The organism is Micrococcus sp. APC 4021, from assembly GCF_030407635.1.
Classification (GTDB): Bacteria; Actinomycetota; Actinomycetes; order Actinomycetales; family Micrococcaceae; genus Micrococcus; species Micrococcus luteus.
In genome coordinates this window covers 1-4,442 of the sequence record NZ_JASDCZ010000155.1, presented here as the reverse complement: position 1 = coordinate 4,442, position 4,442 = coordinate 1, and the positions used below count along the sequence as shown (strand labels likewise).

The window sequence follows — 4,442 nt, the reverse complement described above, 5'->3', positions numbered from 1 at the left end:
CCTCGACCCCCGCCGTCGTGCGCCGTGCCGACGTGCTGATCTCCGGCTGCGGCCCCGCCGGCGCCACCGCCGCCGCCCACCTCGCCGCGGCGGGGCTGGACGTGGTGGTGCTCGAGAAGACCGCGCACCCGCGTGAGAAGGTCTGCGGCGACGGCCTGACCCCGCAGGCGGTCCGGGAGCTGCAGCTGCTCGGCGTGCCCCACCGGGGTGAGCCCGGCGACGACGGCGGCTGGCGCGTCATCCGCGGCCTGCGGCTGCGCGCGGGCGAGCGCAGCGTGGACGTGCCGTGGGCGCCCACCCAGACGTGGCCGGACTACGCGCTCACGCGCACCCGACGCGATTTCGACGCCCTCCTGGCGGACCTGGCGCGCACCCGCGGCGCCGAGGTCCGCGAGCGGCACGCCGTCACCGGCGTCGTGCGGGACGAGGCCGGACGCGTGGTCGGGCTGGACGCGGAGCTGATCGCGCCGAACGGCCGCAAGACCGGGGAGACCGCCCGCTTCACCGCACCGATCGTGCTCGCGTGCGACGGCGTCTCCGCCCGCGCCGCCGTCTCCGCGGGCCTGCACCGCCGCGAGGACCGGCCCATGGGCGTGGCCGTGCGGGCCTATTACACCGCCGGCGCCGCCGTCGACGGGGCGATCCCCGCCCCGCCCGGCGACCGGGGGGAGTGGATGGAGTCCTGGCTGCGCCTGCCGGATGCCGAGGGCAACCCGCTGCCCGGCTACGGCTGGCTGTTCCCGCTCGCGGACGGCACCGTGAACGTGGGCCTGGGCATCCTGGACACCTCCCCGCAGTTCGGGAAGCTGGACTACCGCGGGCTGCTGAAGTCCTGGACCGGGGCGCTCACCGCGGACTGGGGGATCGCCGAGCAGACGCGCACCTCGCGGATCCTCGGCGCGGCCCTGCCGATGGCGTTCAACCGCACCCCGCAGCACGTGCCGGGCATGCTCCTGGTGGGCGACGCGGCCGGCATGGTCTCCCCGTTCAACGGCGAGGGCATCGGGTTCGCGATGGAGGCGGCCCGCCTCGCCGCGGACCTGGCCGTGCAGGCGCACGCGGCCGGGACCGACGGCGCCGCGGACGCGATCCTGTCCCGTTACCCGGTGATCACCCAGCACCTGTGGGGCCGCCACTTCGCCCTCGGCGCCCGGTTCGCCCGCCTGATCGGCGATCCGCGGGTGATGAAGGCGGCGCTGGGCGCCGGGATGGCCGCACCCCCGCTGCTGCGGGCCGCGGTGAAGGTCATGGGCAACACGGTGGACGCGCGGGGCGGCGACGCCGTCGACCGGGCCGTCCGCGTGCTCGAGGCGCTCACCCCCGCGCTGACGACCGCGGGCGGCGCGCCGTTGGGTAGGCTTGCCCGGTGACCACCGCAGACCCCGGCTTCGCCCTGCCCTCCGGCTTCGAACCCCTCGCCGAGCACGGCCGTGTCCTGGAGGTCGTGCTGACCGCGCTCGAGCAGGTCGAGGAGCAGCTGGACACTGCCCTCGGCTTCGACGACCTGTTCTCCGACACCGCCGCCCACCACCTGCTGGCCGCCGGCGGCAAGCGGGTCCGTCCGGTCCTGACGGTGCTCGCCTCCCTCCTGGGCGACCCCGCCCTGGCCTCCGGCGAGGTCGCCGACGTGGACGCGCCCGCCCGCCAGGCCGCCGTCGTGATGGAGCTGACGCACCTGGCCACGCTGTACCACGACGACGTGATGGACGAGGCCCCCGTGCGCCGCGGCGCTCCCGCCGCCCACCGGCTGTGGGGCAACTCGGCGGCGATCCTGGCCGGCGACCTGATCTTCGCCCGCGCCTCCCAGCTCATGGCCGAGCTGGGCCCGCGGCCCGTGCAGATCCAGGCGGACACCTTCGAACGCCTCGTGCAGGGCCAGCTGTGGGAGACTCGCGGCCCGGCCGAGGGCGCGGACCCGATCGAGCACTACTACGCGGTGCTCTCCGGCAAGACCGGCTCGCTGATCGCCGCGGCCGGCATGCTCGGCGCGCTGCTGGGCGGAGCCGACGAGGCCGCCGTCCAGGTGATGCGCGCATACGGCGAGAAGGTGGGCCTGGCCTTCCAGCTCGCCGACGACCTGATCGACCTCACCGGCGACGCCGAGCGGATCGGCAAGGTCCCCGGCACGGACCTGCGCGAGCGCGTGCCCACCCTGACCACGCTGCTGCTGGCCCGCGCCGCGCAGGGCGAGGGGCCGGAGGCCGAGGACGCCCGCCGGGTGCGCGCGCTCGTGGACGGGCCGCTCGACACCGACGAGCAGCTGGCCGCCGCCGTCGCCGCGCTCACGGGCCACCCCGCCATCGACGAGGCGTGGGCGATCACCCGCGGCTGGGCGGAGCAGGCCAAGCAGGCGCTCGACCCGTTGCCGGACTCCGCCGTGAAGGCGGCGCTCGAGGCGTTCGCCGACTACGTGGTCGGGCGCTCGGCCTGACGCCGCGGTCGGCGGCGTCGCCGCCTCGATCCGGGGAGGCCGCTCAGTCCAGGCGGGTCGGGGCGGGGTCCAGCGCGGCCGCGAGCTCCCGCGCCTTGCCGGCGCGGACCTCCGGGGCCACCGGGTGGCGCAGCTGCCGGTAGAGCATGTCCCCCTCGAAGCGGGGGAACACGTGCAGGTGGTAGTGCCACACGTGCTGGTTGCCGGCGGGCTCGTTGTGCTGGCGCGTGGAGACCCCGTCCGGGGCCCACGCGCGCTTCATGGCCAGCGCCACCTGCTGGGCCATCAGGGCGATGCGCTGCAGTACGCGCGGGGGCAGGTCGTAGAGGTTCTCGTAGTGCTCGGCCGGGCAGACCATGGCGTGGCCCTCGTGGTCGCCGAACCCGTCCACGGCGATCAGCACGAGCAGGTCCTCGTCCTGGTAGACGGTGTCCCCGAGCTCGCAGCGGTTGCCCGGGTCGGAGACGTCGCTGGCCACGAGCCCGCAGAACGGGCAGACGTAGTCGTCCGGGGCGTGGGAGACCGGGGCGGGCGCGGTCACCGGTCCAGCCCCTCGCCGTCGTCCTCGGGGTCCTCGAAGGTCCACGCGAGCAGGTCCGTCAGGAACTCGCTGAAGGTGCCGCCCTCGTCCTGCCACTCGCCCTCGGGCGCGTCGGCGCCGGCGGAGCGCCGCCACACCAGCGGGTCCGGCAGCGCCAGGTTGTCCACCGGCAGGCCCCACACGACCGTCTCGTCCGCGTCCTCCAGGAACATGAGGAAGCCGTCCCGCACCTCGAGGTCCTCGGGGTCCCACACGTAGTGGTCCGTCTCCATGAGGTCGCCGCAGTTGCCCAGGGCGAGGTAGAACTCGCGGAGAGCAGCCGGGATCATGAGCCCGGCGCCGAGCTGCTCCGCCGCGGGGGACTGGGCCAGCCGGGCGTCGACGTCGGCGGGGGCGAGGCCGTCGTCCTCGGCCCAGGCGTCGCCCAGCAGGTCCGGGACGAGCCGCTGGAAGGCCGGGAGGTACACGGGGGCGGGGGGCTTGGCGGGCATGCCGCCAGTCTAGGCGTGCGCGCCCTGCCCGGCCCGGACCGCCCGACGCTGCAGGCGGGAGGCGTTCAGCTGGTCGAGGGTGAAGACCGCCAGCGAGAGCCAGATGAGCCCGAAGCCCGCCCAGCGGGCCGCGGGCATCTGCTCGCCGAGGACCGTGACCGCCACGAGGAACTGCAGGATGGGCGCCGTGTACTGCAGCATCCCGAGCGTGGTCAGCGTCAGGGAGCGGGCCGCCGCCGAGAACAGGATGAGCGGAACGGCGGTGAGCACGCCGAGCCCGGCCATGAGCCAGAAGTGGCCGGGCCCCTCGGTGACGGTGGTGAGCAGCCCGGCCTGCGCCAGCAGCACGCTGCCCACCACGAACACGGGGATCAGCACCACGGTCTCGGCGGTCATCGCGGTCACCGCGTGCACGGGGGAGGGGAAGCGCTTCTTCACGAAGCCGTAGAGCCCGAACGAGGTGGCCAGCCCGAGCGCGATCCACGGCACCTGCCCCATCGCCGCGGACATCACGACGACGGCGGCCACCGCGATCCCGACGGCCACCCACTGGCCCCGCCGCAGCCGCTCCCCGAGGAAGAGCACGCCGAGCAGGACATTCACCAGCGGGTTCATGAAGTAGCCCAGCGACGCCTGGAGCACGTTGCCCGTGGTGACCGAGACCGCGTACAGCAGCCAGTTCACCGCGATGATCCCGGCGGCCAGACCCGTGGTGCCCCAGCGGCCGGGCGTGGCCAGCGCCGTCCCCAGCTCGCGCAGGCGGCGCATCACGGTCAGCAGCAGCAGGCAGAAGATCAGGGCGAAGCCGATGCGCACCACCACGATCTCCAGGGCCCCGGCGGGCGCGAGCACCGCCATGTAGAGCGGCAGCAGGCCCCACACGAAGTAGGCGGTGAAGCCGAGGGCCAGCCCACGCGGGTCATCGGCCGGGGCGGGGGAGACGGTGGGCAGGGCGCCGGTGTCGGGGGCGGCGCCGTCG

The 4,442-nt window shown here is 75.1% G+C and carries 5 protein-coding genes; 2 read left to right on the top strand and 3 right to left on the bottom strand.

The features are described 5' to 3' along the window. Positions 1-1,370 (top strand): geranylgeranyl reductase family protein (locus QL983_RS10500; protein WP_290152914.1); only part of this gene is annotated, 1,370 nt, incomplete at its 5' end. Further along, positions 1,367-2,431, top strand: coding sequence for a polyprenyl synthetase family protein (locus QL983_RS10495; RefSeq protein WP_063189759.1), 1,065 nt, complete (start codon positions 1,367-1,369; stop codon positions 2,429-2,431). The genes QL983_RS10500 and QL983_RS10495, both read left to right, overlap by 4 nt. Positions 2,432-2,474: 43 nt before the next feature. On the opposite strand, the gene QL983_RS10490 is transcribed toward QL983_RS10495, so the two are convergent. The 3 genes from QL983_RS10490 to rarD all read right to left on the bottom strand — a co-directional run. Continuing rightward, entirely contained in the window at positions 2,475-2,972 is a 498-nt protein-coding gene (locus tag QL983_RS10490; RefSeq protein ID WP_070709449.1) for an HIT domain-containing protein, read from the bottom strand. Further along, complete coding sequence (locus QL983_RS10485; protein WP_063189755.1) at positions 2,969-3,463, bottom strand: hypothetical protein; 495 nt, start codon at positions 3,461-3,463, stop codon at positions 2,969-2,971. Before QL983_RS10485 ends, QL983_RS10490 begins: the two co-directional genes overlap by 4 nt. 9 nt (positions 3,464-3,472) lie before the next feature. Continuing rightward, positions 3,473-4,442: EamA family transporter RarD (rarD, locus tag QL983_RS10480; protein ID WP_290152909.1), on the bottom strand; the 970-nt coding region annotated here is incomplete at its 5' end.